We start from the raw sequence: 26727 nt of genomic DNA, 5'->3' as shown, positions 1-26727 counted from the left end.
CATTACAGCGCTTTCAGGATCGCATCGACGCTGGCTTTAGCATCGCCAAACAGCATATGAGTGTTCTCTTTAAAGAACAGCGGGTTCTGTACGCCGGCGTAACCGGTGTTCATTGAACGCTTAAAGACCACCACATTCTGCGCTTTCCACACCTCGAGCACCGGCATGCCGGCGATCGGGCTCTTCGGATCGTCCTGCGCCGCCGGGTTGACGGTATCGTTGGCGCCGATCACCAGCACGGTGTCGGTGTCGCTGAAATCGTCGTTGATCTCATCCATCTCCAGCACGATGTCGTAAGGCACTTTGGCTTCCGCCAGCAGGACGTTCATATGCCCCGGCAGGCGCCCGGCCACCGGATGAATACCAAAGCGTACTTTGATACCCCGCGCCCGCAGCTTCTCGGTAATTTCTGCTACCGGATACTGCGCCTGAGCCACCGCCATACCGTAGCCCGGGGTGATGATCACCGAGTGCGAGTTTTTCAGCATCTCCGCCGTCTCTTCGGCACTAATCTCGCGATGCTCGCCCACTTCTTCATCGCCGCCGCTTGAGGAACCATCGGTGCCGAAGCCCCCGGCGATCACGCTGATAAAGGAGCGGTTCATCGCCTTACACATAATGTAAGAGAGGATGGCGCCGGAAGAGCCCACCAGCGCGCCGGTGACGATCAGCAGGTCATTACTCAGCATAAAGCCCGCCGCCGCTGCCGCCCAGCCCGAGTAGGAGTTGAGCATCGAGACCACCACCGGCATGTCCGCACCGCCGATAGAGGCCACCAGGTGCCAGCCAAAGGCCAGCGCGATCGCGGTCATCACCAGCAGGCACAGGACCTGGGTGCCGGTGCTGTCAGAGCGAACAAAAATCACCATCAGGATGAAGGAAACCACCAGCGCCGCCAGGTTCAGCTTATGGCGATTGGGCAGCATCAGCGGCCTGGAGGAAATTTTGCCGCGCAGTTTACCAAACGCCACCACCGAACCGGTGAAGGTCACCGCGCCGATGAAGATCCCGAGGAACACTTCGGTCAAATGAATATTGACCAGAATTTGCTCCATACCGGTTTCATGCTGCAGGTAGCTGTTGAAACCCACCAGCACCGCTGCCAGACCCACGAAGCTGTGCAGGATAGCCACCAGCTCCGGCATCTCGGTCATCTCGACCTTCTTCGCCAGACGAATACCGATCGCCCCGCCGATCACCATCGCAAGAATAATCCAGCCGACGTTGCCGGCGTCCGGCCCCAGGATGGTAGCGATCAGGGCAATGGCCATCCCGGCGATGCCGAAATAGTTGCCCTGCTGCGACGTTTCGTGTTTCGACAGGCCCGCCAGGCTGAAAATAAACAGGATTGCAGCAACAATGTATGCAGCCGTTACTAATCCACCAGACATGTGCTACCCCTTATCCTTTGCGAAACATTTTCAGCATGCGCTGAGTCACGGTAAAACCACCGAAAATATTAATGCTGGCGATCAGCACCGCGATAAAGCTCAGGAAGCTGACCCAGCCGCCGTGGCCTATCTGCAACAACGCGCCAACCACGATAATGCCCGAAATGGCATTGGTCACCGACATCAGCGGCGTATGCAGCGCATGGGAGACGTTCCACACCACGTAGTAACCCACCACGCAGGCCAGCGCGAAGACGGTGAAATGGCCGAGGAACTCTTTTGGCGCCACGTTGGCCAGCCAGCCGAAGAGAATAATCGCCAGCGCCATCAGCGCATATTTGCGCCACGGCGACGCCGGTTTCACCGCTTCTTTCGGTGCTTCCACTTTTTTCGCCGCGGCCTGCGGCTGAGCGGAGACCTGAATCGGCGGCGCCGGCCAGGTGATTTCACCTTCGCGAACAACGGTCACGCCGCGCACTACCACGTCATCGAAATCGATAACGATATTGCCGTCTTTCTCTTTGCACAGCAGCTTCAGCAGGTTCACCAGGTTGGTGCCGTAGAGCTGGGAGGACTGGGTCGGCAGACGGCCAGGAAGATCGGTGTAACCGATGATTTTCACGCCGTTGGCGGTGGTCACCACTTCGCCCGGTACGGTGTACTCACAGTTGCCGCCGTTTTGCGAGGCCAGATCGACCACCACGCTGCCCGATTTCATGGAGTCGACCATTTCGCGGGTGATCAGCTTCGGCGCCGGTTTGCCCGGGATTAACGCCGTGGTGACAATGATATCGACCTCTTTCGCCTGCGCGGCGAACAGCGCCATTTCAGCCTTAATAAAGGCCTCAGACATCACCTTAGCGTAGCCATCGCCGCTGCCCGCTTCCTCTTTAAAGTCCAGCTCGAGGAACTCGGCGCCCATACTCTGCACCTGCTCCTTCACTTCCGGACGGGTATCGAAGGCGCGAACAATAGCGCCCAGGCTGTTGGCGGCGCCAATCGCCGCCAGACCGGCTACCCCGGCGCCAATGACCATCACCTTGGCGGGCGGAACCTTGCCTGCCGCCGTAATCTGCCCGGTAAAGAATCGACCAAATTCATGCGCCGCTTCAACGATAGCGCGGTACCCGGCGATGTTGGCCATTGAGCTGAGCGCATCCAGCGACTGGGCGCGGGAAATACGCGGCACGGAATCCATCGCCATTACGTTGATATTACGGGCCGCCAGTTTTTCCATCAGCTGCGGGTTTTGCGCCGGCCAGATAAAACTAATCAGCGTGGTCCCCGGATTCAGCAGGGCAATTTCATCGTCATTCGGAGCATTGACCTTAAGGATGACATCAGACTGCCATACCTCGTCGCCGGTCACGATTTCAGCTCCTGCCTCGGCAAAGGCCTCATCGTCAAAGCTGGCCAGCTTCCCGGCGCCGCTTTCTACCGCGACGCTAAAGCCGAGTTTGAGCAATTGCTCAACGGTCTTCGGCGTGGCGGCGGCCCGGGTCTCCTGGGCTAGCCTTTCTTGTGGTACACCAATACGCATAGTTTTCCCTTCCATCGGTTTTTGATGATGGTTTACTTTTCTGCCCAACAACACCAGGACGGCAAAATCTTCCTCGCCATCTTTCGCTGTCTACAAAATGAAACAGTAACAAACTTTTTATAACCTACTGAAAATACCGATTGTGATCTACTGCGATAAAACACAAATTTTGATTTTATTGCTTATTGTCAGCTCAGATGGGTCCGGGCAGCAATATTTACCTGAATTTGCCGCTCAGGCCTGATAATCCGCTTATCCTGCGGTATAAAACGCCATTTATCGCCATTGAGATCATTGTGTTAACATTACATTAACTAATAAAAGTGGTATTGATTATCGTTTTTGCTGGTCAAGTGCCTGTTTTTTCAACATATCGAAAAATGTTATCTTTCCGTAGTATACGATTCGGGCGGCAAGCAAAAAATGACGCAGACAGTCACGGCGATAAAATGCAATAATCAAACGTTTTCAGTCAACAACAACACCAGTATATGGTTTGCGCAAGGCAAAGGATTATTTTTATGAAGCTTAAAAACACCCTCCTGGCGTCTGCTCTCCTGACAACCGCCACGTTGTCTGCCCATGCAGCGACCGAGTTGACCCCGGAGCAGGCGGCTGCGCTGAAGCCCTACGATCGCGTTGTCGTCACCGGCCGGTTTAATGCCATTGGCGATGCGGTACAGGCAGTATCGCGCAAAGCCGACAAAGACGGCGCGGCCTCATTCTATGTTGTCGACACGTCGGACTACGGCAATGGCGGCAACTGGCGCGTCACGGCTGACCTTTATAAAGAAGACGCGCCGAAAGCGGATGCGCCGAAGAATCGCATTATCAACGGCGTGATGGAATTGCCGAAAGATCAGGCCGTTGAGCTGATGCCTTACGACACCGTCACCGTTCAGGGCTTCTATCGCAGCCAGCCGGAAGTCAACGACGCCATCACCAAAGCGGCGAAAGCAAAAGGCGCCTATGCGTTCTTTATCGTCCGCCAGGTTGACGCCAACCAGGGCGGCAACCAGCGCATTACCGCTTATATCTACAAAAAAGATGCTGAAAAACGCGTGCTGCAGAGCCCGGACGCTATCCCGGCTGACTCTGAAGCTGGCCGCGCAGCGCTGGCCAAAGGCGGCGAAGCGGCGAAGAACGTGGAAATTCCGGGCGTTGCCACCACCGCCGCGGTGGGTTCGGGTACCGGCGTTGGGCGTTTCTTTGAGACTCAGTCTTCGAAAGGTGGACGTTACACTGTCACTCTGCCGAACGGCACTAAGGTCGAAGAAGTGAACAAAGTGACTGCGGCGCAAATGGTGCCGTTCGATAACATCCAGTTCACCGGCAACTACGGCAACATGACCGAAATCTCCTATCAGACGGCGAAACGCGCGGCGAAGAAAGGGGCGAAGTACTACCACATCACCCGCCAGTGGCAGGAACGCGGCGGCAACATCACCATCAGCGCCGATTTGTACAAATAATCGCTGCTGGCTGGCTAAAAAGGCGGCGCATTGCCGCCTTTTCATTTTTTTTCATCCCCCGCCATTGCATGGCCCCCGGACACTCCGTAAAATCCCGCGCCTTAGCGCAATCCTCCATTTTTATGCGATTTCGCAAAATTAATATTCTGGAACAGCCATTTTCACCTCGGGAATGCAATGGAAAAGAAACTGGGCCTGAGCGCCCTGACCGCCCTGGTCCTTAGCTCAATGCTCGGCGCTGGCGTATTCAGTTTGCCGCAAAATATGGCTGCCGTGGCCAGCCCCTCCGCTCTGCTCATTGGCTGGGCCATCACCGGCGTCGGGATCCTGTTTCTCGCTTTCGCCATGCTGCTGTTGACCCGTATTCGTCCCGACCTCGACGGTGGGATCTTCACCTACGCTCGCGAAGGATTCGGCGAACTGATCGGCTTCTGCTCCGCCTGGGGATACTGGCTGTGCGCGGTGATCGCCAATGTCTCCTATCTGGTTATCGTCTTTTCGGCGCTCAGTTTTTTCACCGATACCCCTGAGCTGCGCCTGTTTGGCGATGGTAATACCTGGCAGTCTATCGTTGGCGCGTCGGTTCTGCTGTGGGTCGTCCACTTTCTGGTCCTGCGCGGTGTCCAGACGGCAGCGGGGATTAACCTGGTGGCCACCCTCGCCAAGCTTCTGCCGCTGGGCGCCTTCGTCGCGCTCGCCGCCCTGGCCTTTCAGCTGGATACGTTCCGCCTCGATTTTAGCGGCCTGGCGCTGGGCGTGCCGGTATGGGAGCAGGTCAAAAACACCATGCTGATCACCCTGTGGGTGTTTATCGGCGTGGAGGGGGCGGTAGTCGTGTCCGCGCGGGCGCGACACAAGCGCGACGTTGGCCGCGCGACGCTGCTGGCGGTGCTGTCGGCCCTCGCGGTGTATCTGCTGGTCACCCTGCTGTCGCTGGGCGTCGTGCCGCGCAGCGAACTGGCCGAAATGCGCAACCCGTCGATGGCGGGACTGATGGTCAGGCTGATGGGGTCATGGGGGGAGATCGTCATTGCCGCCGGGCTGATCGTGTCGGTGTGCGGCGCTTATCTCAGCTGGACCATCATGGCCGCGGAGGTGCCTTTCCTCGCCGCCACTCATAAAGCCTTCCCGCGCCTGTTTGCCCGTCAGAATAGCAACAACGCCCCCTCCGCCTCATTGTGGTTGACCAATATCAGCGTTCAGGTATCGCTGGTGCTGATCTGGCTGACCGGGTCGGACTACGGCACGCTGCTGACTATTGCGTCAGAAATGATCCTCGTGCCTTATCTGCTGGTCGGCGCCTTTCTGCTGAAAATCGCCACTCGCCCGCTGCATAAAGCGGTGGCTATGGGCGCCTGTATTTATGGCATATGGTTATTATACGCGTCGGGGCCTGTGCATTTGCTGTTGTCGGTGGTACTTTACGCTCCGGGTCTTCTGGTCTTTTTGTACGCCCGACGTACGCACCAGCACGATCGTTCGCTCAAACGCCGCGAAGTGGCGCTAATTGGTTTATTGCTGGTTGCCGCTGTGCCGGCAACGTGGATGCTGGTGGGGTAAGCGGTCGCCCTGCCGCAGAACGCATAGGAGATACCCATGGCTGAACAACAGCCCCGCCCGATTCTGATCACAGGAGCAGGCCGCCGCATCGGCCTCGCTCTGGCACACCATTTTCTGCAGCAGCGCCAGCCGGTCATCGTCAGCTATCGTACGCCCTATCCGGCGATTGACGGCCTGCGCGAAGCGGGCGCGCTCTGCCTGCAGGCCGATTTTAGCAGCGATGACGGCATTCTGACCTTCGCTGAAGCGGTCAAATCACACACCGACGGTCTGCGCGCCATCATCCATAACGCCAGCGACTGGATGGCGGAAAAGCCGGGCGTCCCGCTGAGCGCCGTCATCAACCGCATGATGCAGATCCACGTCCACGCCCCCTATCTGCTCAACCATGCGCTGGAGGCGTTGCTGCGCGGCCACGGCCATGCCGCCAGCGACATTATCCATATCACCGATTACGTGGTGGAGCGCGGGAGCGACAAACATATCGCCTACGCCGCCAGCAAAGCCGCCCTGGATAACATGACCCGCTCCTTCGCTCGCAAGCTGGCGCCAGAGGTTAAGGTCAACGCCATCGCGCCGTCGCTAATCATGTTTAATGAGGGTGACGACGAGGCTTATCGTCAGCAGGCGCTGGATAAATCGCTGATGAAAATCGCCCCTGGCGAAAAAGAGATTAGCGATCTCATCGATTACCTGTTTACCAGCCGCTACGTTACCGGCCGCTCATTCGCTGTCGACGGCGGCCGCCCGCTGCGCTAGTGGAAACGGCTCCAGCCGAGGATTAACAGCCAGGCGCACAGCCCCCAGCATCCCACTGCGCCTGCCAGCGCCAACGGCAGGCGCATGATCCCGGTGAAATACCACAGTGACAGCAGATAGATAAAATAGGGAAGAATCGACCACATGCCGAATACGATGGTCGCGCGCAGGGCTTCGATCCCCCGCTCGCTGGCGACAATATAATGAGCGATGAGCGCAAAGGTGGGAAACAGCGGGACCAGGCCAGCGATAGCGTAGTTTTTGGTTTTCGCCAGCACGCCAATCAGCACCACCACCAGCGCTCCCAACAGCCCTTTGATTAACAGCCCCATGCCCGTATGCCTTAACAGTGAATCAATAAGTTAGGGCAGCATAGCGGATTTAACGCTGTTTATAAAAGAGTAATGGCGGGTAAAATAAGTGCGGTGTATGTTACTTCTTTTACTGATGTGCAATAGACATGAATAAAATCGTTTTTGTTGAGGATGACCCTGAGGTAGGCACGCTGATCGCCGCCTATCTCGGCAAGCATGATATGGATGTGGTGGTCGAGCCTCGCGGCGACCGCGCTGAGGAGGTGATCGCGCGGGAGAAACCGGATCTGGTGCTGCTGGACATTATGCTGCCCGGCAAGGACGGAATGACGCTCTGTCGCGATCTGCGCGGGCAATGGCAAGGGCCGATTGTCCTGCTGACTTCGCTCGACAGCGATATGAACCATATCCTCTCCCTGGAGATGGGCGCCAGCGATTATATTCTGAAAACCACCCCGCCAGCGGTACTTCTCGCGCGACTGCGTCTGCATTTGCGCCAGCATATTGCTCCGGCAGGCGCCGGATCCGCCTCCTCAACGCTCACGCCACATAAAACCATCTCCTTCGGCTCGCTGACCATTGACCCGGTCAACCGCCAGGTGCTGCTTGGCGGAGAAAACGTCGCCCTGTCGACCGCCGATTTCGATCTGCTGTGGGAGTTGGCCACCCACGCCGGGCAGATTATGGACCGCGACGCACTGCTGAAAAATTTACGCGGCGTTACCTATGACGGGATGGATCGCAGCGTCGACGTGGCTATCTCCCGCCTGCGCAAAAAACTGCTCGACAACGCCACGGAGCCCTATCGTATTAAGACCGTTCGCAACAAAGGCTACCTGTTCGCCCCTCACGCCTGGGATAACTAAGCAGCCCTTCTGCAGCCCTTCTGCGGCCCTGCGAGGGGCCCGCTCATCGCGCGCTCGCCGGCGGCAAAGTTATCACGTTTGCTGCCTGCTGCGTTCGTCCCTGGCGCGCACATTCATCACCGGAACTTGTCATATTGATTAAATCAATAGAATTAGCCGTACAGAACCCCATCACATAACTCCTCAATATGATTGTGCTCAAGGACTTACCGCTGTCAGAGTGGCATAAAGCCTGAAAACACAGGACTTTTGCATGATGAAATACGTTGTACTTTTGGCACTCTCACTGTTCACTTCTCTCTCTGGCTGGGCTTTTTCCCTCGACAACGCCGATATTCGACTCCTCTGTCCGCAGCGCGGGCAAATCGAGGTGATCCTTCATCGCTATGAACATACCCAGCAATCCTGGGGGCAGCATCACTTTGAAACCGGCGGCGGCCACGTTCGCCAGGGGCCGCTGCTGGTGATCCCGTTTGCCAACCTCGATCAGATGATTTACCACCAGACCACCGGCGAGTTTGCTTACTGGTATGCCCAAACGGAAAAACTGGTGCGCTGTCGGCTGCTGAGTCTGACGACCACCTATCCGGTAGACATTCCTTATTATCGTGAGTAGCGTATCCATCGACGCACAAAATACGATTGCCCTGCTCCCACCGAGGGTGAAGAAATCACCGCATCGAGTGACACTGTCACCTTTTCACCGTTCTGTCTCCAGGCTGGCTATTGTCAGGGGGCATAAACCCTGCTTTGATAGCGTATCTATGATATCCCCGCGCCTCGCCCGGGGATATCGATAACATTGACTCCCCGACGCGCAGAAGATGCCCCTGGGGCGCCAGACAGGTTTCTCTTGAATACGCGGTAATGTAATGAAAAAGCTGTTCGTGCAGTTCTATCTTCTGCTCTTCGTCTGCTTTCTGGTGATGACCATGCTGGTCGGTCTGGTCTATAAATTTACCGCGGAGCGCGCCGGACGGCAGTCGCTTGACGATTTGATGAAAAGCTCGCTGTATCTGATGCGCAGCGAGCTGCGGGAGATACCGCCGCGCGACTGGAGCAAGACCCTTAAAGAGCTGGACCTGAATTTATCGTTTGATCTGCACATCGAGCCGATCAGCAAATTTAAGCTGTCGGAAAGCTCGATGCAGCACCTGCGCGCCGGCGATATCGTCGCCCTCGACGATCAGTACACCTTTATTCAGCGCATTCCCCGCAGCCACTATGTGCTGTCGGTGGGTCCGGTGCCCTATCTCTATTTTCTGCATGAGATGCGCCTGCTGGACGTGGCGCTGATGGCGTTTATTGCTATCTCGCTGGCCTTTCCGGTGTTTATCTGGATGCGCCCGCACTGGCAGGACATGCTGCGCATTGAGACGGCCGCCCAGCGCTTTGGCGAAGGTCACCTCAGCGAGCGCATTCACTTCGACAGTATGTCCAGCTTCGAGCGGCTCGGGGTGGCCTTTAACCAAATGGCCGATAACATTAATGCGCTTATTGCCAGCAAAAAGCAGCTGATTGACGGCATCGCCCATGAACTCAGGACACCGCTGGTACGCCTGCGCTACCGTCTGGAGATGAGCGAGAATCTCAGCGAGGCGGAATCGCAGGCGCTGAACCGCGATATCGGTCAGCTGGAGGCGCTGATTGAAGAGCTCCTGACCTACGCCCGCCTCGACCGCCCGCAGACGGAGCTCAGCCTGACGACTCCCGATTTTCCCGCCTGGATCAGCGATCACGTCGAGGATATTCAGATGGTTAACCCACAGCGCGAGGTCGCCCTGGCGACGCTGACCCACGGTAACTACGGCGCGCTGGATATGCGACTGATGGAGCGGGTGCTGGATAATTTGGTCAATAACGCCCTGCGCTACAGCAGCCAGCGGGTGGCGGTCAGCCTGACGCTGCAGGGTTCGCGCGCATCGTTGCTGGTTGAGGATGACGGCCCGGGAATCGCCCCCGAGGAGCGCGAGCGGGTGTTTGAGCCCTTTGTCCGCCTTGACCCCAGCCGGGACCGGGCGACAGGAGGCTGCGGCCTCGGCCTGGCGATTGTCCACAGTATCGCCCAGGCGATGGGCGGCGAGGTGCGCTGCGAGGCCAGCCCACTCGGCGGCGCCCGCTTCTGCTTTAGCTGGCCGGTCTATCATCAGCTGCCTGATTTCACCTCTGCCTGAATAAAACTTGCGCAGAAGCCGCGGGCTGGGTATGCTGCAAAAATCTAATAGTATGTTGTAACTAAGGTGGTAATAATGGCCAGCTACGACCTCGTTGAACGTCTGAATAATACCTTTCGCCAGATCGAGCTGGAGCTGCAGGCGCTCCAGCAGGCGTTAAGTGACTGCCGTCTGCTGGCGGGCCGGGTATTTGAACTGCCGGCGATCGGTAAGGATGCCGAGCACGATCCGCTGGCCACCATTCCGGTGGTGCAGCACATCGGCAAGACGGCCCTGGCGCGCGCCCTGCGCCACTACAGCCATCTGTTTATCCAGCAGCAATCGGAAAACCGCAGCAGCAAGGCCGCCGTACGCCTGCCGGGGGCTATCTGCCTGCAGGTTACCGCCGCGGAGCAGCAGGATCTGCTGGCGCGTATTCAGCATATCAATGCCCTGAAGGCCACCTTCGAGAAGATCGTCACCGTCGACTCCGGCCTGCCCCCCACCGCCCGTTTTGAGTGGGTACACCGTCATTTGCCGGGGTTGATCACCCTAAGCGCCTACCGCACGCTGACGCCCCTCGTCGACCCGAGCACCATCCGCTTCGGCTGGGCCAATAAGCACGTCATCAAGAATCTGACCCGCGACCAGGTGTTGATGATGCTGGAGAAAAGCCTGCAAGCGCCGCGGGCGGTGCCGCCGTGGACCCGGGAGCAGTGGCAGAGCAAACTGGAAAGGGAGTATCAGGATATCGCCGCCCTGCCGCAGCGGGCGCGGCTGAAAATAAAACGACCGGTGAAAGTCCAGCCGATCGCCCGCGTTTGGTACGCCGGCGAGCAGAAACAGGTACAGTACGCCTGCCCCAGCCCGCTGATCGCCCTGATGTCCGGCAGCCGGGGGGTCAGCGTACCGGATATTGGCGAGCTGCTGAACTATGATGCCGACAATGTGCAGTATCGCTACAAACCGGAGGCGCAGTCGCTGAGATTGCTTATCCCGCGCCTGCACCTCTGGCTGGCTAGCGAATAGCCAGGCTGCCGACCATCTCTTCCGGGCGCACCCAGCTGTCGAATTCGGCTTCCGTCAGGTAGCCCAGCGCCAGCGCCGAGGCTTTGAGAGTCAGCCCCTCATGGTGCGCTTTTTTAGCGATTTCCGCCGCCTTGTCGTAGCCGATATGGGTATTCAGCGCAGTAACCATCATTAGCGACTCATTGAGCAACTGACTGATCCGCTCGCGATTCGGTTCAACACCCACCGCACAGTGCTCGTTAAAGCTCGCCATACCGTCCGCCAGCAGACGCACCGACTGCAGGAAGTTGTGGATGACCATCGGGCGATAGACGTTAAGCTCAAAGTTGCCGGAAGCACCGCCGATATTCACCGCCACGTCGTTGCCCATCACCTGGCAGCAGACCATGGTCAGAGCTTCGCACTGGGTTGGGTTAACCTTGCCCGGCATAATCGATGACCCTGGCTCGTTTTCCGGGATGGCGATTTCACCAATGCCGCAGCGGGGGCCGGAGGCCAGCCAGCGGACATCGTTAGCGATTTTCATCAGCGAGGCCGCCAGGCCTTTCAGCGCGCCGTGGGCATGGACCAGGGCATCCACAGTGGCCAGCGCTTCGAATTTGTTCGGCGCGGTGACAAATGGCTGTCCGCTGAGCGACGCCAGCTCGGCCGCCACGCGTACGGCATATTCCGGATGGGTATTCAGCCCGGTGCCTACCGCCGTCCCGCCCAGCGCCAGCTCGGCAAGATGCGGCTGACTGGCTTCAATGTGCTTCAGGCTATGGTCCAGCATCGCCACCCAGCCGGAGATCTCCTGGCCTAAGGTGAGCGGCGTGGCGTCCTGCAGATGGGTGCGGCCGATCTTGACGATATCCCTGAAGGCCACCGCTTTTTCATTGAGCGTCGCCCGCAGCGCCTGCAGCGACGGGATCACTTTTTCCCGCAGGGCAATCAGCGCCGCGACGTGCATGGCGGTGGGGAATACATCATTTGAGCTCTGGCTCTTATTCACATCGTCATTGGGATGAATTTTTCGCGCCATCCCCCGTTCTCCGCCGAGCAGTTCACTGGCGCGGTTGGCCAGCACCTCGTTCATATTCATATTGCTTTGGGTGCCGGAGCCGGTCTGCCAGATAGCCAGGGGGAACTCCTGCGCGTGCTTTCCGGCCAGCACTTCGTCAGCGGCGGCGACGATCGCCCCGGCTTTCTCCGCCGTCAACAGTCCGAGATCCTGGTTAACCTTCGCCGCCGCCCGCTTGGTCAGCGCCAGGGCGTATATCAGCTCCCCGGGCATTTTTTCGGTCGAGATGCGGAAATGCTCCAGCGAGCGCTGGGTCTGGGCGCCCCAGAGTTTATCGGCCGGGACCTCGATGGCGCCCATCGAGTCTTTTTCACTGCGATGCGTTGTCATTACTTTCTCCTTGGATGAAAAGTGCGTCATAGCGACAAAGCTCACCTGCTTAAAAGACTAAGTATTGGCCAGATTGATAAGTTGTTTTGGTGGTTCGTGCCGCGAAGCGACATAAAAAAAGCCGCCCCGAGGGGCGGCCCAGACCGCTGACAAAATGCAATCGTCGGGATTGCCCGGCGGCGCTGCGCTTGCGCGGGCCTACAGAGAACCGCATAACTTATTGATATTGCTGTTTTTCGTAGGCCGGGTAAGGCGAAAGCCGCCGCCCGGCAGAAAGGCGCTCACCCTAACGAAAACAGGTTTGTCATCGACCAGCGCCGCCCCGAAGGGCGGCGTGGGTTACTTCACGCAGCGAGCGCACTGCGAGGTCTGGATCTGCTGGAAGAAGTCATTGCCTTTATCATCAACGAGGATAAAGGCCGGGAAATCCTCCACTTCAATTTTCCAGATAGCCTCCATACCCAGCTCCGGATAGGCCACGCACTCGAGGCTCTTGATGCTCTGCTGGGCCAGCACTGCCGCCGGGCCGCCGATGCTGCCGAGGTAGAAGCCGCCGTGTTTGTGGCAGGCGACGGTGACCTGCTGGCTACGGTTGCCTTTCGCCAGCATGATCTTGCTCGCCCCATGGGACTGCAGCAGATCAACGTAAGAGTCCATGCGGCCTGCGGTGGTCGGCCCCAGAGAGCCAGAGGCGTAACCGTCCGGCGTCTTGGCCGGACCTGCGTAGTAGATCGGGTGATCTTTGACGTACTGCGGCAGCGCCTCGCCGTTGTCGATAAGCTCCTTCAGCTTAGCGTGGGCGATATCGCGGGCGACGATGATAGTCCCGCTCAGCGACAGGCGGGTGGACACCGGATACTGCGACAGCTGCGCCAGGATCTCGCTCATCGGCTGGTTAAGATTTACCTTCACCGCTTCGCCTTCCCCGGCCTGGCGCAGATGCTCAGGGATATATTTCCCCGGGTTGCTCTCCAGCTTCTCGATCCAGATACCGTCGCGGTTAATCTTGGCTTTGATGTTGCGGTCGGCGGAACAGGAAACCCCCATCCCTACCGGGCAGGAAGCGCCGTGACGCGGCAGACGGATCACGCGGATATCGTGGGCAAAGTATTTGCCGCCGAACTGCGCGCCGAGACCAAGGTTCTGCGCCTCCAGCAGCAGCTCCTGCTCCAGTTGCACGTCGCGGAACGCCTGGCCGTGCTCGTTACCTTCGGTCGGCAGGCCATCGTAGTATTTGGTGGACGCCAGCTTCACGGTCTTCAGCGTCGCTTCCGCCGAGGTACCGCCGATCACGAAGGCGATATGGTACGGTGGACAGGCGGCAGTACCGAGGGTGCGCATCTTCTCGACGAGGTAATTTTTCAGCTTCGCCGGGGTGATCAGCGCTTTGGTTTCCTGGTACAGATAGGTTTTGTTCGCCGAGCCGCCGCCCTTGGCGATGCAGAGGAATTTGTACTCATCGCCATCGGTAGCATAGAGATCGATCTGCGCCGGCAGGTTGGTGCCAGTGTTAACCTCTTTATACATATCCAGCGGCGCGTTCTGCGAGTAGCGCAGGTTGTCCTGGATATAGGTGTTATACACCCCCTGCGCCAGGGCGGCTTCATCGCCGCCGCCGGTCCACACGCGCTGGCCTTTTTTACCCATGATGATCGCGGTGCCGGTGTCCTGGCAGGTGGGCAGAATACCTTTGGCGGCGATATCCGAGTTGCGCAGGAACTGCAGCGCGACGTATTTATCGTTTTCGCTGGCTTCCGGATCGTTAAGGATATCCGCCACCTGCTGCTGATGCGCAGGGCGAAGCATAAAGGAGGCGTCGTGGAAAGCATGCTGCGCCAGAAGGGTCAGCGCCTGAGGGTCAACTTTTAGCACTTCCTGGCCGGCGAATTCGGCGACGGAGACGTAATCACTGCTGAGGAGATAATACTCGGTGTCATCCTTTTTGAGCGGAAAAGGTTCCTGGTAAACAAACGGTTTATTCGACATTGTACTCTCACTTACTGCTTTGGCTGATTATGTTTCAGGCAGGGACTCCATGTGCCTGTAGAAAAGCGAGTCGAACAATCTTACACAATTTTTTAACAAAAACTGAGACAAGGACGACTTTTTCTTTCAGCAGTTGCTTCTCCACCGTTTGCTGGTTTAATAGGGCGATAAAATTTACTTTGTTTGAAACAGGGACTGAGAATGCAAAAGCTGATTAACGCCGTGCAGAACTATGCATGGGGAAGCCACACCGCCTTAACTGAACTGTATGGCATCGCCAACCCGGACAATCTGCCGATGGCAGAGCTGTGGATGGGGGCGCATCCGAAGAGCAGCTCGCAGATCCTGGCGGCCGACGGCCAGCCGCGTTCGCTGCGCGAGGTGATTGACGCGGATAAAGCCGCTCTGCTCGGCGACAAGGTTGCCGCCCGCTTTGGTGAACTGCCGTTCCTGTTTAAGGTACTGTGCGCCGCTCAGCCGCTCTCAATTCAGGTGCATCCCAACAAGCAGGCCTCGGAAGAAGGTTTCGCCCGCGAGAACGCCGCCGGTATCCCGCTCTCCGCCGCCGAGCGTAACTACAAAGATCCGAACCACAAACCGGAGCTGGTTTTTGCCCTGACGCCGTTCCTGGCGATGAATGCATTTCGCGAGTTCAGCGAGATTGTCACCCTGCTGCAGCCGGTGGCTAGCGCGCATCCGGCAATCGGCGCCTTCCTGCAGCAGCCGGACGCGACTCACCTGAGCCAGCTGTTTGCCAGCCTGCTAAATATGCAGGGTGAGGAAAAGGCCAAGGCGCTGCAGGTGCTGCGCGACGTACTGGCCCGTGAACAAGGCGAACCGTGGCAGACTATCCGCCTGATCGCGGAATTCTATCCGGACGACAGCGGCCTCTTCTCCCCGCTGCTGCTGAACGTGGTGAAGCTGAACCCAGGCGAAGCGATGTTCCTGTTTGCTGAAACGCCGCACGCCTATCTGCAGGGGGTGGCGCTGGAGGTGATGGCCAACTCGGATAACGTACTGCGCGCCGGCCTGACGCCGAAATACATTGATATTCCTGAGCTGGTTGCTAACGTCAAGTTCGAGGCTAAACCGGCGGGTGAGCTGTTGACCCAGCCGCAGCGTCACGGCGCGGAACTCGACTTCCCGATCCCGGTGGAAGATTTTGCCTTCTCCCTGCATGACCTCTCCGCCGAGGCCAGCGATCTGGCCCAGGCAAGCGCGGCGATCGTGTTCTGCGTCGACGGCGAAGCCGTACTGCGCAAAGGCGACCAGAGCCTGACCCTCAAGCCGGGCGAGTCGGCCTTCGTGGCCGCCAGTGAATCGCCGGTGCAGGTCAGCGGCCGCGGCCGCGTGGCGCGCGTTTTCAATAAGCTCCAGTAAGCGACTGCCCCTTCAGGTCGCGCTTACTGTTGGTGATAACTCAGCCAGGCGGTCTCTCCGCCTGGCTTCATTTATGGATAAATGCTATGAAAAAATCGCTGGTCGCAGCAGGAGTCATCGTGGCGCTGGGCGTGGTATGGACAGGCGGCGCCTGGTTCACTGGTAAACAGCTGGAAGGCCGGATCGCCGATATGGTGCAGCAGGCAAACGCCCAGCTGCGCAGCAGCGCGCCGGAGTCAGGTCTGGAGCTGAGCTATCAGGACTACCAGCGCGGGCTGTTCAGCAGCCATCTGCAGCTGGTGGTGAAGCCGATCGCCGGTCAGGCTAACGGCTGGCTGGCCGCCGGGCAGAGCGTGGTGCTTGACGAAGTGGTCGATCATGGCCCCTTCCCGCTGGCCTCGTTAAAAGCCTTTAATCTGGCGCCGGCAATGGCTTCCGTCCACACCACGCTGGTGAAAAACGACGCCAGCCAGGCGCTGTTCGAGATAGCCAAAGGCGACACCCCCTTTACCGTCGATACGCGCATTGCCTACAGCGGCGACAGCCAGTCGGCTATCGTCCTTAACGCCCTCGACTACGCTAAAGGCGATGAGAAAGTCACCTTCAGCGGCGGTCAGTTCCAGCTCGACGCCGACCGCGACGGCAAAAACATCAGCCTGAAGGGCCAGGCCGGCAGCGGGCAGATCGATGCGCTCAACGAATATAATCAGAAGGTACAGCTGCGCTTCGTCAACCTGACCACCGACGGCGCCACCGAGCTGGCCAGCTTCAACGAACGTATCGGCCAGCAAAAAATGACCCTCGATAAACTGGCCATCAGCGTCGAAGGCAAAGAGCTGGCGCTGATCGACGGCATGGCGCTGGACGGCGGCTCGACGCTGACCCAGGACGGCAAAGGCGTGAACAGCCAGGTGAACTACACTGTCAACAGCCTCAAGCTGCAGGGGCAGGATATGGGCAGCGGCAAACTCACGCTGAAAGTGGATAACGTCGACGGTCAGGCGTGGCACCAGTTCAGTCAGCAGTACAGCGCGCAGTCTCAGGCGCTGCTGGCGAAACCGGAGCTGGCGCAGAATCCGGAGCTGTATCAGCAGGCCCTCACCGAAACGCTGTTCAATGCGCTGCCGATCCTGCTCAAAGGCAACCCGTCGGTGACCATCTCTCCGCTGAGCTGGCGCAATGCCAAAGGCGAAAGCACCCTCAACCTCTCGGTTCTGCTGAAAGATCCGGCCCAGGTGACCGCTCCGCCGCAGACCCTGGCGGACAGCCTGGATCGCGTGGTGCAGTCCCTGGACGGCAAAGTGGTGATCCCGGTGGATATGGCGACGGAGTTTATGACTAAGATCGCCGGTCTGGAAGGCTATCAGCCGGCCGATGCCGCCAAACTCGCCGATCAGCAGGTCAAAGGCCTGGCGGCGATGGGCCAGATGTTCCGCATTACCACCATGGAAGATAACGCCATCAGCAGCAGTCTGCAGTACGCGAACGGCCAGGTGACGCTGAACGGACAGAAAATGCCGCTGCAAGATTTTGCCGCGATGTTTGGTCTGGAAGCGCCTTCGCTGCCGGACAGCGCGCCGCAGGAAGGCCAGCCGCAGCAGGATGACGCCGCTCCTCAGCAGGATGACGCCGCCCCGCAGCCGTAACTTATCGGTACAGGAGACGGCCAGCGCGCGCCGTCTCCCTCATTTTCGCGTCACCAGCCGCGGGGGCATAATCTGGTTTCGCGTCTCGCCAGTCCCCTCTTCCAGCCGCCGCAGCATCGAATCCGCCAGGCTTTTCCCCATTTCCCGCGCCGGGGTGGTCACCCAGGTGAGGGGCAGGTCGTCGAGGGCGGCCTCCGGCACGTCGGCAAACGCCGCCAGCGCCACCCGCTGCTCAAAGTAGCTCTCGACGCCATCTTCCCCGCTCTGTCTTCCAGCCCGTAACAGACCGAACCACGCGCCGGTGGCTACCACGTTGTTGTAGCACAGCACCGCGGTGATGGTCGGATTCTGGCGCAGCAGGCCGGTCATCGCCTCCGCCGCCTGCTTCTGGCTGGACTCGCACTCCAGCACCCATTCGCTGTGAAACGGCAGGCCGTATTTCAGCAAGGTGGCGCAATAGCCGCCGACCCGCTCGGCGCGCGTCAGCGAAGCACTCTGCCCGCCGAGCCAGGCGATCCGCTGATGGCCGCGGCGGATAAGATGCTCCGTCACCAGCTGCGCCGCCTGCATGTTGTCCGGGCGGATCAGGTCGACATCGTCAAGATAGCTGGCGCGGGAAGCAAACACCAGCGGCACCCCCGCCTCCGCCGCACGCTCGCGCAGCTCGCTCCCGCGGTCGATCGCCCCGGCGATAATCACCCCGTCCACCCCCTGCGCCGCCAGCGTATCAAACCGCTGGGCCATCTTTTCGCCGCTGCGGCCTCCCTGGGTGAGAAATACCATTTTCCCCTGCCTCTCCAGGGCATCGGTGAGGCCGGCGGTTAATTCAGCATAAAACGGTTTTGACAGGTCACTGACGATAAGGCCAATCACCCCGCTCTGCCCACCGCGCAGCGAGGCCGCCTGACGGTTGCGCACAAATCCCAGCTGTTCGATAGCCTGATTAACCCGCTCGCCGGTGGCGCTGGAGATGCGCCCTTTGCCGCTCAGTACCAGTGAAACGGTACTCACGGAGACGCCGGCAGCCAGCGCCACATCATTGATGGTGATCTTTTTTGCGATTGCCATAACCTGCTGGCTGACTCCCTTGCCTGTCGATAAATCGTTTTATCATTGTGCGATCTTTATAAACCTTATTATCGCTTGAATATGTGATTTTTATCGCACTAAAAAGTGGTAAAACGTTTTATCTTGCCGTGGCGTTAGTTCTCCCGACCACTTATGAATCAGGAACCGTGCTATGACGGCGAAAACAGCACCAAAAATCACCTTATGGGAATTTTTCCAGCAGCTGGGAAAAACCTTCATGCTGCCCGTAGCGTTGCTCTCGTTTTGCGGGATCATGCTGGGGATCGGCAGCTCGCTAAGCAGTCACGATGTTTTGACTCTGCTGCCGTGGCTGGATATGCCGCTGCTGCAGGCCATCTTTATCTGGATGAGCAAGGTCGGCTCCTTTGCCTTCAGCTTCCTGCCGGTCATGTTTTGTATCGCCATCCCGCTGGGTCTGGCGCGAGAGAACAAAGGCGTCGCCGCCTTCGCCGGCTTCGTTGGCTACGCGGTCATGAACCTGGCGGTCAACTTCTGGCTGACCGCGAAGGGTATTCTGCCCACCACCGACGCCGCGATCCTGAAGGCCAACAATATCCAGAACATTATCGGCATTCCGTCAATCGATACCGGGATCCTCGGGGCGGTGATCGCCGGAATTATCGTCTGGCTGCTGCATGAACGCTTCCATAACATTCGCCTGCCGGACGCCCTGGCCTTCTTCGGCGGCACCCGCTTCGTGCCGATCGTCACCACCGTGGTGCTGGGGCTGGTCGGGCTGGCGATCCCGCTGGTGTGGCCAGTCTTCGCTATGGGGATCAACGCCCTCGGGAAGATGATCAACAGCGCCGGGGATTTTGGGCCGATAATCTTCGGCACCGGCGAGCGACTGCTGCTGCCGTTTGGCCTGCACCATATTCTGGTGGCGCTGATCCGCTTTACCGAAGCCGGCGGCACCCTCGACGTCTGCGGCCACAGCGTCAGCGGCGCGCTGACCATCTTCCAGGCGCAGCTGAGCTGTCCGACGACCCACGGCTTCGCCGAAAGCGCCACCCGTTTCCTGTCGCAGGGTAAAATGCCGGCATTCCTCGGCGGCCTGCCGGGAGCCGCGCTGGCGATGTACCACTGCGCCCGTCCGGAAAACCGACATAAAATTAAAGGCCTGCTGATCTCCGGGGTCATCGCCTGCGTGGTCGGCGGCACCACCGAGCCGCTGGAGTTCTTGTTCTTGTTTGTCGCGCCGGTCCTGTATGTCATCCACGCGCTGCTGACCGGTCTCGGCTTTACCATCATGGCGGTGCTCGGGGTAACCATCGGCAACACCGACGGCAATATCATCGACTTCGTGGTGTTTGGCATTCTGCATGGCCTGGCGACCAAGTGGTATCTGGTGCCGGTGGTGGCGGCTATCTGGTTCGCGGTCTACTATGCCATCTTCCGCTTCGCCATCACCCGCTTCAATCTGAAAACGCCGGGCCGCGACATCGACACTGCCGCCAGCGTGGAGAAAGCCGTCGCCGGTACCATCGGCAAATCCGGGTATAACGTACCGGCGATTCTGGCGGCGCTCGGCGGCGCAGAGAACATTGTTTCGCTGGATAACTGCATTACCCGTCTGCGCCTGTCGGTGCACGATATGAGCAAAGTGGACGCCGCCGCGCTGAAAGCCCATCGCGCCATCGGGGTGGTACAGCTCAACCAGCATAATCTGCAGGTGGTTATTGGCCCGCAGGTACAGTCGGTAAAAGATGAGATGGCCATGCTGATGAATACCGTGCAGGCCTGATCCCACTAGTCCCCCTCCGCTACGGAGGGGGCGCTCGCTAAGGAAGCTCCAATGTTTGATTTTGCCACCCCTATCGATCGCCACGGCACCTGGTGCACGCAATGGGACTATGTCGCCGACCGGTTTGGCGCCGCCGATCTGCTGCCGTTCACTATTTCCGATATGGATTTCGCCACCGCGCCCTGTATTCTCGACGCCGTTAGCCAGCGGCTGGCCCACGGGGTGTTCGGCTACAGCCGCTGGCGCAACGAGGCGTTTCTCGGGGCGATTGCCCACTGGTACGCCAGCCGCTTTAACAGCGACATCGATCTGCAATCTGTGGTCTACGGACCGTCGGTTATCTATATGGTGGCGGAAACCATCCGCCAGTGGTCGAAAGAAGGCGACGGCGTCGTGGTCCACACCCCTGCCTACGATGCGTTCTATAACACCATCACCGCTAACCGGCGGCGGATTGCCCCGGTGCCATTGATCCTGAAGGATAATCGGTGGCGCTGCGATATGGACCGCCTGGAGGCGGCGCTGGCGGAGCCAAAGAATACCCTGCTGCTGCTGTGCAGCCCGCACAACCCAACGGGGAAAGTCTGGCGTCGCGAGGAGCTGGAGACTATGGCGGCCCTGTGTAAAAAACATGGCGTCAGGGTGATTAGCGATGAAATTCATATGGACATGACCTGGGGCGAACACCGCCATATCCCGTGGAGCGAGGTCGCTCAGGGACCATGGGCGCTGTTCACCTCCGGTTCGAAGAGCTTCAATATTCCGGCCTTTACCGGGGCCTACGGCTTTATCCCGGAAGAGAACGAGCGCGACAGCTACCTGCAGACGCTAAAGGGTCGCGACGGGCTCTCTTCCCCTTCCGTGCCGGCGCTGGTCGCCCATATCGCCGCCTACCGCGACGGGGCTCCCTGGCTCGATGCCCTGCGCGACTACCTGCAGGCGAATATGCGCTATGTCGCCGACACGCTCAACAACGCCTTCCCCGCGCTCTGCTGGCAGCCGCCGGAGGCCACCTACCTGGCATGGATCGACCTGGGCCCGCTCAACGTTGACGATCGCGCGCTACAGCAGGCGCTGATCGCCGAACAGAAGGTGGCGATTATGCCGGGTTATACCTATGGTGCTGAGGGCAACGGCTTTCTGCGACTCAACGTCGGCTGCCCGCGCGAGAAGCTGGAACGCGGTGTCGAAGGACTGATTGCCGCCCTGCGCAGCCTCAGCTGATTCGACGCGCAATCTACAGGTCATCGCGCCGGCGAAACGCCAGGTAACCGGCGCCGAGGGTAAAGACAGCGACAATCACCACCAGCAGGATAAACCCGTGGTGGTTGCTTGCCAGCGGGATCCCACCGACGTTCATGCCGAAGAAACCGGCGACGATGTTAATCGGCAGCGCGAGGACGGTGATCACCGTCAGGGTATAGAGGGTGCGATTGCTCTGCTCCAGCTGGCGGGCGCCAATCTCCTCCTGCAGCAGACTGATGCGCTCGATCAGGCCCGACAGATCGTTAAGCACCACGCTAAACTCTTCGGTGAACTGACGAAACGCCTGCACCACCGCGCGATCCATCCACGCCGGCGGCCGGTTAAGCAGCCGGAACATCGCCGCCGGCTCCGGCGCCAGCAGCCGCTGGAAGCGTAAAAGCATCCGCCGTAGCCGCGCCAGATCGGCCCGGTTGCGCTGCACGTGATTGCTCAGAAGACGCTCTTCAATAAGGTCAACATGGCGGCTGGCCTGGCGGACGACCTGCTCCAGCACCTCCTCCTGCTCCTCCAGCAGAAAGGCCAGCAGCTCAGTAGACGTGTTCACCCTGAGCGTCTGCAAGCGCGGCAGCATCCATTCGATAAACCGCAACGGTTTGAAGCGCGCCGTCACCACCAGCCTGGGGCTACAGTAGAGCCACAGCGTGGCGGTTTCCGCGCTGGTATCCTGCGGACGAAACAGCACATCGTTAAGCACAGCGAACAGATTTTCCCCCTGTCGCTCAATGCGGGTGGTGTGCGAGCCGCTGCGGATCTCCTCGAAGAAAAAATCGGCCACCGGAAAGTGGCTGGTTAACCATTTCTCGGCGGTGGCATGATTAATATTCAGGTGTAACCAGATAAACGCCTTGTCATCGGCGAGCGCCTGATAGCGGGCGCATACCTCGCCAGAGGCGATCGGCTGCGGGGGGCGCTGTTCATGAAACAAATAGCCATGCACCAGGCCGGAAACTTCACTATCAAAATCGGGCTTTAACATCTTCGCGGTGACGTCTTGACTCATGGCTCCCTCAGGACAGGCACTGGCACCGTTGATGCCCGAATATTGTCATCTTTCGCTATTTTCCGCGGGCTGGCAAGGTTAATAATCTGGTCATAAAACAGTAACCTGGCTGACATATGACGGCCAGTATCACGCTTCATCCCCTCGCCGCGCAGGCGATGCGATGGAGGCGAACAGAAGGTCTTCTTGCCTTTATGCTCAGGCGGTTATTAAAATAAATTTGATTATCCTCAAAACTTTTTTAGGCAGAAAGCGGTATTAATTTGCGCGCTTAATCATTGCTTTCACCCAGGTTTATTGAGGAGGAGACCATGAAAACCTATGACCGTAATCGTAACGCTATTGCTACCGGCAGCATGGTAATGATCGCCGGTAACGGGACGACGGGCGTGATTAAAGCTATCCATGGCGAGGGGAAAACCGCTGAGCAGCTGCGCCGGGCGGACTGCGTTGAAATCGACGGCTGCGAGGGCCGCTTCTGCCCGTTGGATCTGATCCGTCTCGGCTTCCATTAATTCCTGCCGCCAGGTCGTTAGTATCAGGCCACCTGTGGTGGCCTGCTCTTTTCCCGGGAAATAAAGCGTCTAGCGAAAGCTCCACTGAACACTCATCACAAAGATCGCCGGCACAATAATGCCGCCTTCCACACCGAAATAATCGGTGAAATTATATTGCAGGCCATGATAGAGGTAGGGCGAAAAACCGATGCCGGTGATTTTTTTGGCGGTGCGGTAGGTGCCGGAATCCCCACAGTGGCTGAAGGCATCAAAGAAAAATTCCCCGGTATAGGCATACACCCCTTTCAGTACCCAGCCGGTATCGTTTTTCAGCCAGTCGCGGCGCACGCCGAGGGTCAGGCAACGATCGTCAAAGCTGTTTTTCATCGTTCCGACCAGCACGCTGTATTTTGAATCCTGAGAAAACTTGCGCTCCACCGAGAAAAAGTTGTTATTGAAATGTTCGTTATATTGTCCGTGGTTACCCGTCATATGATAGACATAGGAACCGGTATTCATCGAATAGAGGTTTAATTCCCCGGCCTGCGCCGACGGCATGGCAACCATTAGTAGCGCTGATAACAAAATCCATAATTTATTTACCATTCAGTAACCTATGCCATACCCGTAAAAAGAACCCGGCATGCTAGCACCGCTTAGCTAAACCAAAGGGCAATCAGATAAACCGACGCTCTTCGCGGCGGGAAAATATGACGCTATCTGCACTATAGCAGTCGCCCTCTAGCCTGGTGAGCGCCTGCGGTTATACTGGAGAAACATTCCCCTAATCGTTAAGGACCGCTGTGTTAGCCACTCTCCTCGTTGCGCTGGTCGCTATTATTCATCTCGCCATCCTGGTGCTGGAGATGTTTCTCTGGGAAGCCCCCGCCGGGCGCCGGGCCTTTAACCTCAGCGCCGATTTCGCCCGGCAGACCCGGGTGCTGGCGGCCAACCAGGGCTTGTATAACGGCTTTCTGGCCGCCGGCCTGGCATGGGGGCTGTGGCTGGGGGCGCCGGGGGTGCAGGTGGTTATCTTTTTCCTGGCCTGCGTGCTGGCCGCCGGGATTTTCGGCGCGCTGACCGCCAGCCGCAAAATTCTCTATATTCAGGCGCTGCCCGCGCTGCTGGCGCTGGTTGCCGTGCTGACGCAAGCGTAGGGCCTTGATCCAAAACAGAGAAAGCAGGCGCTAAGGCGGGTACTATTTGCCCCCTTTGGTCGGTCATCGACCGTTAATACCTTCTGAGTTCAGAGGCATTTTTATGACATGGCAATCCTTCAAACAGGCCTGGCTTATCCGGTTCTGGTCTCCTGTCCCGGCGGTCATTGCCGCGGGCATTCTCTCTACCTACTATTTTGGCATCACCGGCACCTTCTGGGCGGTGACCGGCGAATTCACCCGCTGGGGTGGTCAGCTGCTGCAGCTGCTGGGCGTCCACAGCGAACAGTGGGGCTATTACCAGCTGATACATCTCGAAGGGTCGCCGCTGACCCGCATCGATGGCAGGATGATCATCGGCATGTTCGGCGGCTGCCTGGCCGCCGCGCTGTGGGCGAATAACGTCAAACTGCGCCTGCCACGCAGCCGGATCCGCATTGCGCAGGCCGTGGCGGGCGGCATCATCGCCGGGTTCGGCGCACGGCTGGCGATGGGCTGCAACCTGGCGGCCTTCTTCACCGGCATTCCGCAGTTCTCCCTGCACGCCTGGCTGTTTGCCATCGCCACCGCCATCGGCTCCTGGTTTGGCGCCCGCTTCACGCTGCTGCCCCTTTTTCGCATCCCGGTAAAAATACAAAAGGTGTCCACCGCCTCGCCGTTAACCCAAAAACCGCAGCAGGCGCGCCGCCGTTTCCGCCTGGGGATGGTGGTCTTTTTCGCCATGATCGGCTGGGGCCTGCTCACCGCCGCAGACCACCCGGCGCTCGGCCTGGCGATGCTGTTCGGTATTGGCTTTGGTCTGCTTATCGAGCGCGCGCAGATCTGCTTTACCTCCGCCTTTCGCGATATGTGGATCACCGGCCGGACGGTGATGGCGAAGGCGATTATCTTCGGCATGGCGGCGAGCGCCATCGGTATCTTCAGCTATGTGCAATTGGGGATGGCGCCGAAAATTATGTGGGCCGGTCCTAATGCGGCGATTGGCGGGCTACTATTTGGCTTTGGCATCGTGCTGGCCGGCGGCTGTGAGACCGGCTGGATGTACCGGGCGGTGGAGGGCCAGGTTCACTACTGGTGGGTTGGGCTGGGCAACGTCATCGGCTCAACGCTGCTCGCCTGGTGCTGGGACGATATCGCCGCCCCGCTCGCCACCCACTGGCAGAAAGTCAACCTGCTGAACGCCTTCGGTCCCTTTGGCGGACTACTGGCCACCTATCTACTGCTGCTGATCGCCCTGCTGCTGGTGATCGTCTGGGAGAGACATTTTTTCCGCCGCCAGGCGGCGGTCCGGACCGTGAAGGAGAGCGCATGAAAAACATCATCCCTGATTATCGCCTGGATATGGTCGGCGAACCCTGCCCGTATCCGGCGGTCGCTACCCTGGAGGCAATGCCTTCCCTGCAAAAAGGCGAGATCCTCGAAGTGGTCAGCGACTGTCCGCAGTCGATCAATAACATTCCGCTTGATGCAAGGAACCACGGCTACACGGTGCTGGATATTCAACAGGATGGCCCAACCATTCGCTATTTGATCCAGAAGTAGCGCCGTTTTCCCGCCGGCGGCCTTCCCCGCCGGCGCTTGTCTCCTCGTTCCCGCCTCGCCGTTCGCTTACGCATCGCTGACCAGGTAGCCAAACGATTGCAATAGATTGTAACACTTGAAACCGTGTTCCAGTTACGCAATCACCATTAATATAACGCGCCTATATTATTAAAATGCGAATAAGTTATTTAGTGAATGGTTTCTGCCGCTATCGGCCAAAGCCGCACACAGCGACACGATAAGGATCGAAATGGAACTGCTGGTCAGGCTGGGTCATTTTTTTGAGCAAGCGCGTTCTGACGCCGACTATGCCACCTTCGCCAATGAACTGCGTCGGCATCAGGTCTCCTACTACATCTATTTTGTTTCCACCGGCAATATGAATTTCGTAATGGCAAACGACGAGGTGGTCTCGGTAAAAAGCGCCCGCGGGCTGCTGCGCGTTCGCGCTGAGGCCAGCCATTGTCTGACCAGGGCCGCCGTTATCCGCCACTTTGCCCGGGCCATTAACTTTGAACAGTACTGCCGGGATCTCGCCAGCGCCGGGGTGTTTAAGTGGATCGTCGATCTGGAAGAGGAGACCCGGCACTACTGGTCGAAGGATAATACGCTGTTATATAAAGAGTGCCTGATGCCCCCCTGAACAGGTCTCAGGGGGAGGCGGCGAGGGTCAGCCTTTAATCGCGGGTCTGCACCCAAAAGGCGTGGATCAGGCCAGGAATATAGCCCAGCAGGGTCAAAATGATATTGAGAATAAACGCCCAGCCGAAGCCTTTTCCCAGCAGCACACCCAGCGGCGGCAGAATGATAGTGAAAACGATTCTCCAGAATCCCATAACCTCTCCCTTCGTCTAACGTCAATTTTTTACTAAGCTATTCAATAGTTAAGCATAGACGCTTTTCGTCGTTTCGCCAGCAGGCAGCCCCCTCATCTCTGGTAACAAAA

General features: G+C 58.6%; 25 protein-coding genes. 16 read left to right on the top strand and 9 right to left on the bottom strand.

What is annotated here, in order from left to right; translation table 11 throughout:
* Positions 1–2: 2 nt before the first annotated feature.
* Both pntB and pntA read right to left on the bottom strand, forming a co-directional pair.
* Positions 3–1391, bottom strand: coding sequence for a Re/Si-specific NAD(P)(+) transhydrogenase subunit beta (pntB, locus tag DR88_RS15185; RefSeq protein WP_002903386.1), 1389 nt, complete (start codon positions 1389–1391; stop codon positions 3–5).
* Between the two features lie 10 nt (positions 1392–1401).
* A complete protein-coding gene (gene pntA, locus DR88_RS15190) occupies positions 1402–2931 on the bottom strand; it encodes a Re/Si-specific NAD(P)(+) transhydrogenase subunit alpha (RefSeq protein ID WP_004148265.1) in 1530 nt (509 codons plus the stop codon).
* Between the two features lie 521 nt (positions 2932–3452).
* On the opposite strand from pntA, the gene ydgH reads away from it, so the two are divergent.
* From ydgH to folM, 3 genes are all read left to right on the top strand, one after another.
* On the top strand, positions 3453–4403 hold the full coding sequence (gene ydgH / locus DR88_RS15195; RefSeq protein WP_002903384.1) for a DUF1471 family protein YdgH: 951 nt from the start codon (positions 3453–3455) through the stop codon (positions 4401–4403).
* A gap of 177 nt (positions 4404–4580) precedes the next feature.
* A complete protein-coding gene (locus DR88_RS15200) occupies positions 4581–5963 on the top strand; it encodes an amino acid permease (RefSeq protein WP_004148261.1) in 1383 nt (460 codons plus the stop codon).
* 36 nt (positions 5964–5999) lie between these two features.
* Positions 6000–6722 (top strand): dihydromonapterin reductase, encoded by a 723-nt coding sequence (folM, locus tag DR88_RS15205; protein ID WP_015874751.1) that lies wholly within the window; start codon positions 6000–6002, stop codon positions 6720–6722.
* Here the strand turns inward: folM and DR88_RS15210 are convergent.
* Positions 6719–7054: a GlpM family protein gene (locus DR88_RS15210; RefSeq protein ID WP_002903379.1), complete on the bottom strand. Its 336-nt coding sequence runs from the start codon at positions 7052–7054 to the stop codon at positions 6719–6721. The two genes, folM and DR88_RS15210, sit on opposite strands and share 4 nt — an antisense overlap.
* Before the next feature lie 128 nt (positions 7055–7182).
* Here DR88_RS15210 and rstA point away from each other — a divergent pair, with 128 nt between their 5' ends.
* The 4 genes from rstA to tus all read left to right on the top strand — a co-directional run bounded on the left by rstA (position 7183) and on the right by tus (position 11084).
* On the top strand, positions 7183–7902 hold the full coding sequence (gene rstA / locus DR88_RS15215) for a two-component system response regulator RstA (RefSeq protein WP_002903377.1): 720 nt from the start codon (positions 7183–7185) through the stop codon (positions 7900–7902).
* Positions 7903–8155: 253 nt separating this feature from the next.
* On the top strand, positions 8156–8518 hold the full coding sequence (locus DR88_RS15220; RefSeq protein WP_025861997.1) for a hypothetical protein: 363 nt from the start codon (positions 8156–8158) through the stop codon (positions 8516–8518).
* Positions 8519–8774: 256 nt separating this feature from the next.
* On the top strand, positions 8775–10076 hold the full coding sequence (rstB, locus tag DR88_RS15225; RefSeq protein WP_004140030.1) for a two-component system sensor histidine kinase RstB: 1302 nt from the start codon (positions 8775–8777) through the stop codon (positions 10074–10076).
* Between the two features lie 75 nt (positions 10077–10151).
* Positions 10152–11084 carry a DNA replication terminus site-binding protein gene (gene tus, locus DR88_RS15230; protein ID WP_004148259.1) on the top strand — a complete coding sequence of 311 codons (933 nt, stop codon included), beginning with the start codon at positions 10152–10154 and terminating at the stop codon, positions 11082–11084.
* On the opposite strand, the gene fumC is transcribed toward tus, so the two are convergent.
* Both fumC and fumA read right to left on the bottom strand, forming a co-directional pair.
* Complete coding sequence (gene fumC / locus DR88_RS15235; RefSeq protein WP_025861996.1) at positions 11074–12474, bottom strand: class II fumarate hydratase; 1401 nt, start codon at positions 12472–12474, stop codon at positions 11074–11076. The genes tus and fumC overlap by 11 nt on opposite strands.
* 339 nt (positions 12475–12813) lie before the next feature.
* Positions 12814–14460: a class I fumarate hydratase FumA gene (gene fumA, locus DR88_RS15240; RefSeq protein WP_004148257.1), complete on the bottom strand. Its 1647-nt coding sequence runs from the start codon at positions 14458–14460 to the stop codon at positions 12814–12816.
* A 201-nt stretch (positions 14461–14661) separates the two neighbouring features.
* On the opposite strand from fumA, the gene manA reads away from it, so the two are divergent.
* Both manA and DR88_RS15250 read left to right on the top strand, forming a co-directional pair.
* On the top strand, positions 14662–15840 hold the full coding sequence (gene manA / locus DR88_RS15245) for a mannose-6-phosphate isomerase (RefSeq protein WP_002903312.1): 1179 nt from the start codon (positions 14662–14664) through the stop codon (positions 15838–15840).
* 86 nt (positions 15841–15926) lie between these two features.
* Positions 15927–17486: a YdgA family protein gene (locus DR88_RS15250; protein ID WP_004190339.1), complete on the top strand. Its 1560-nt coding sequence runs from the start codon at positions 15927–15929 to the stop codon at positions 17484–17486.
* 39 nt (positions 17487–17525) lie between these two features.
* Here DR88_RS15250 and DR88_RS15255 read toward each other — a convergent pair whose 3' ends face one another.
* Positions 17526–18554 carry a Mal regulon transcriptional regulator MalI gene (locus DR88_RS15255; protein WP_004148253.1) on the bottom strand — a complete coding sequence of 343 codons (1029 nt, stop codon included), beginning with the start codon at positions 18552–18554 and terminating at the stop codon, positions 17526–17528.
* 172 nt (positions 18555–18726) lie between these two features.
* Between DR88_RS15255 and malX the strand changes: the two genes are divergently transcribed.
* Entirely contained in the window at positions 18727–20319 is a 1593-nt protein-coding gene (gene malX, locus DR88_RS15260) for a maltose/glucose-specific PTS transporter subunit IIBC (protein ID WP_004148252.1), read from the top strand.
* A gap of 51 nt (positions 20320–20370) precedes the next feature.
* Entirely contained in the window at positions 20371–21543 is a 1173-nt protein-coding gene (locus DR88_RS15265; protein ID WP_004148251.1) for a MalY/PatB family protein, read from the top strand.
* A 13-nt stretch (positions 21544–21556) separates the two neighbouring features.
* On the opposite strand, the gene DR88_RS15270 is transcribed toward DR88_RS15265, so the two are convergent.
* Entirely contained in the window at positions 21557–22585 is a 1029-nt protein-coding gene (locus DR88_RS15270; protein ID WP_004148250.1) for a CorA family divalent cation transporter, read from the bottom strand.
* Between the two features lie 311 nt (positions 22586–22896).
* Here DR88_RS15270 and ydfZ point away from each other — a divergent pair, with 311 nt between their 5' ends.
* Complete coding sequence (ydfZ, locus tag DR88_RS15275; RefSeq protein WP_004151566.1) at positions 22897–23100, top strand: putative selenium delivery protein YdfZ; 204 nt, start codon at positions 22897–22899, stop codon at positions 23098–23100.
* A 69-nt stretch (positions 23101–23169) separates the two neighbouring features.
* Here the strand turns inward: ydfZ and DR88_RS15280 are convergent, their stop codons facing one another.
* The gene (locus DR88_RS15280; RefSeq protein WP_004190341.1) at positions 23170–23688 is read right to left on the bottom strand and encodes a hypothetical protein; all 519 of its coding nucleotides are present in this window, start codon (positions 23686–23688) and stop codon (positions 23170–23172) included.
* 197 nt (positions 23689–23885) lie between these two features.
* Here DR88_RS15280 and DR88_RS15285 point away from each other — a divergent pair, with 197 nt between their 5' ends.
* From DR88_RS15285 to DR88_RS15300, 4 genes are all read left to right on the top strand, one after another.
* The gene (locus tag DR88_RS15285) at positions 23886–24239 is read left to right on the top strand and encodes a DUF1304 domain-containing protein (RefSeq protein WP_002903236.1); all 354 of its coding nucleotides are present in this window, start codon (positions 23886–23888) and stop codon (positions 24237–24239) included.
* A gap of 103 nt (positions 24240–24342) precedes the next feature.
* A complete protein-coding gene (yedE, locus tag DR88_RS15290; protein WP_004148247.1) occupies positions 24343–25551 on the top strand; it encodes a selenium metabolism membrane protein YedE/FdhT in 1209 nt (402 codons plus the stop codon).
* On the top strand, positions 25548–25781 hold the full coding sequence (yedF, locus tag DR88_RS15295) for a sulfurtransferase-like selenium metabolism protein YedF (RefSeq protein WP_002903233.1): 234 nt from the start codon (positions 25548–25550) through the stop codon (positions 25779–25781). Before yedE ends, yedF begins: the two co-directional genes overlap by 4 nt.
* Before the next feature lie 250 nt (positions 25782–26031).
* The gene (locus DR88_RS15300) at positions 26032–26424 is read left to right on the top strand and encodes a DUF1398 domain-containing protein (RefSeq protein WP_004224558.1); all 393 of its coding nucleotides are present in this window, start codon (positions 26032–26034) and stop codon (positions 26422–26424) included.
* Between the two features lie 34 nt (positions 26425–26458).
* Here DR88_RS15300 and DR88_RS15305 read toward each other — a convergent pair whose 3' ends face one another.
* On the bottom strand, positions 26459–26617 hold the full coding sequence (locus DR88_RS15305; RefSeq protein ID WP_002903230.1) for a YqaE/Pmp3 family membrane protein: 159 nt from the start codon (positions 26615–26617) through the stop codon (positions 26459–26461).
* Positions 26618–26727: the final 110 nt, after the last annotated feature.

Source organism: Klebsiella pneumoniae, from assembly GCF_000742135.1.
In the GTDB taxonomy this organism is placed as follows: Bacteria; Pseudomonadota; Gammaproteobacteria; order Enterobacterales; family Enterobacteriaceae; genus Klebsiella; species Klebsiella pneumoniae.
This window is presented reverse-complemented; position numbering and strand designations above follow the sequence as displayed.

What these genes read in the sequence shown, in the direction of transcription:
- pntB (WP_002903386.1), bottom strand. Translation starts at nt 1,391, where the DNA reads ATGTCTGGTGGATTAGTAACGGCTGCATACATTGTTGCTGCAATCCTG.
- pntA (WP_004148265.1), bottom strand. Translation starts at nt 2,931, where the DNA reads ATGCGTATTGGTGTACCACAAGAAAGGCTAGCCCAGGAGACCCGGGCC.
- ydgH (WP_002903384.1), top strand. Translation starts at nt 3,453, where the DNA reads ATGAAGCTTAAAAACACCCTCCTGGCGTCTGCTCTCCTGACAACCGCC.
- DR88_RS15200 (WP_004148261.1), top strand. Translation starts at nt 4,581, where the DNA reads ATGGAAAAGAAACTGGGCCTGAGCGCCCTGACCGCCCTGGTCCTTAGC.
- folM (WP_015874751.1), top strand. Translation starts at nt 6,000, where the DNA reads ATGGCTGAACAACAGCCCCGCCCGATTCTGATCACAGGAGCAGGCCGC.
- DR88_RS15210 (WP_002903379.1), bottom strand. Translation starts at nt 7,054, where the DNA reads ATGGGGCTGTTAATCAAAGGGCTGTTGGGAGCGCTGGTGGTGGTGCTG.
- rstA (WP_002903377.1), top strand. Translation starts at nt 7,183, where the DNA reads ATGAATAAAATCGTTTTTGTTGAGGATGACCCTGAGGTAGGCACGCTG.
- DR88_RS15220 (WP_025861997.1), top strand. Translation starts at nt 8,156, where the DNA reads ATGATGAAATACGTTGTACTTTTGGCACTCTCACTGTTCACTTCTCTC.
- rstB (WP_004140030.1), top strand. Translation starts at nt 8,775, where the DNA reads ATGAAAAAGCTGTTCGTGCAGTTCTATCTTCTGCTCTTCGTCTGCTTT.
- tus (WP_004148259.1), top strand. Translation starts at nt 10,152, where the DNA reads ATGGCCAGCTACGACCTCGTTGAACGTCTGAATAATACCTTTCGCCAG.
- fumC (WP_025861996.1), bottom strand. Translation starts at nt 12,474, where the DNA reads ATGACAACGCATCGCAGTGAAAAAGACTCGATGGGCGCCATCGAGGTC.
- fumA (WP_004148257.1), bottom strand. Translation starts at nt 14,460, where the DNA reads ATGTCGAATAAACCGTTTGTTTACCAGGAACCTTTTCCGCTCAAAAAG.
- manA (WP_002903312.1), top strand. Translation starts at nt 14,662, where the DNA reads ATGCAAAAGCTGATTAACGCCGTGCAGAACTATGCATGGGGAAGCCAC.
- DR88_RS15250 (WP_004190339.1), top strand. Translation starts at nt 15,927, where the DNA reads ATGAAAAAATCGCTGGTCGCAGCAGGAGTCATCGTGGCGCTGGGCGTG.
- DR88_RS15255 (WP_004148253.1), bottom strand. Translation starts at nt 18,554, where the DNA reads ATGGCAATCGCAAAAAAGATCACCATCAATGATGTGGCGCTGGCTGCC.
- malX (WP_004148252.1), top strand. Translation starts at nt 18,727, where the DNA reads ATGACGGCGAAAACAGCACCAAAAATCACCTTATGGGAATTTTTCCAG.
- DR88_RS15265 (WP_004148251.1), top strand. Translation starts at nt 20,371, where the DNA reads ATGTTTGATTTTGCCACCCCTATCGATCGCCACGGCACCTGGTGCACG.
- DR88_RS15270 (WP_004148250.1), bottom strand. Translation starts at nt 22,585, where the DNA reads ATGAGTCAAGACGTCACCGCGAAGATGTTAAAGCCCGATTTTGATAGT.
- ydfZ (WP_004151566.1), top strand. Translation starts at nt 22,897, where the DNA reads ATGAAAACCTATGACCGTAATCGTAACGCTATTGCTACCGGCAGCATG.
- DR88_RS15280 (WP_004190341.1), bottom strand. Translation starts at nt 23,688, where the DNA reads ATGGTAAATAAATTATGGATTTTGTTATCAGCGCTACTAATGGTTGCC.
- yedE (WP_004148247.1), top strand. Translation starts at nt 24,343, where the DNA reads ATGACATGGCAATCCTTCAAACAGGCCTGGCTTATCCGGTTCTGGTCT.
- yedF (WP_002903233.1), top strand. Translation starts at nt 25,548, where the DNA reads ATGAAAAACATCATCCCTGATTATCGCCTGGATATGGTCGGCGAACCC.
- DR88_RS15300 (WP_004224558.1), top strand. Translation starts at nt 26,032, where the DNA reads ATGGAACTGCTGGTCAGGCTGGGTCATTTTTTTGAGCAAGCGCGTTCT.
- DR88_RS15305 (WP_002903230.1), bottom strand. Translation starts at nt 26,617, where the DNA reads ATGGGATTCTGGAGAATCGTTTTCACTATCATTCTGCCGCCGCTGGGT.